The sequence below is a fragment of the Parapedobacter soli genome, from assembly GCF_025460835.1.
Classification (GTDB): domain Bacteria; phylum Bacteroidota; class Bacteroidia; order Sphingobacteriales; family Sphingobacteriaceae; genus Parapedobacter; species Parapedobacter soli.
Genome location: NZ_JAMXAY010000151.1, coordinates 1 through 694, shown reverse-complemented (window position 1 = coordinate 694; position 694 = coordinate 1). Strand labels below are relative to the sequence as shown.

Sequence of the window (694 nt, the reverse complement as noted above, 5' to 3'; positions counted from 1 at the left end):
TTAGTAGGCAGTCGCTGGGGGTCAGCTTGCTCCGCAATATCCAGTTCTTAATGCCCAATTGCAAGTGTTTGAATTCATCGGACTTTATATCTCTTTCTGCTATGGTATAACAGGCTTGCCAAGTGTCTTTCAATACTTCTTTGGCATGAATAGTTAATTTTCGATAGCCGATTTCCTCTTGTACCACGCTCGAATAACTTTCTTTTACTATGCTGAGGTCTGTTATTTGGTCAAATAAGAAACCGATATCATATAACTGTTTGATGATTTCGACAGGGCGATTTTTTGAATACAAAATACCGGTGGTTTTCGGAGCGAAAGCAGTTAACTTATCTCCTAAAATGGCTTCGAACGTTGGCAGTACAACTTTCGTATCTTCGCCCGAAGTAGCAAGCCAACTATGTTTTATTGGATATTCTTTTGTTTCAGGATATGGATTGGGCGTGTATAATAAATCCAATAGTATCGGCTCTTCGTGACCATCTACAACACTTTTATAAAACATCTTGAAATGTCCAATAGGTGCATCAGGGGTATGTTTTCGGTGGTTGTCATCTTCCCAACGGGTAAACATTTCCAATTGGCTTATTTTCTGTAAAACAGCCTTGATTTTATCCTCCGGTTCTTCGGTAATGATGTCAATATCTATCTGTAATACTCCCCATTCTTTGGGCCAAAGGTTCAGTATGCTAAG

At 39.3% G+C, this 694-nt stretch carries 1 protein-coding gene; it reads right to left on the bottom strand.

Annotated features, from left to right (window positions below; genetic code table 11):
• Window positions 1-694: nucleotidyl transferase AbiEii/AbiGii toxin family protein (locus NGM62_RS21975; RefSeq protein ID WP_262250445.1), on the bottom strand; the 694-nt coding region annotated here is incomplete at both ends.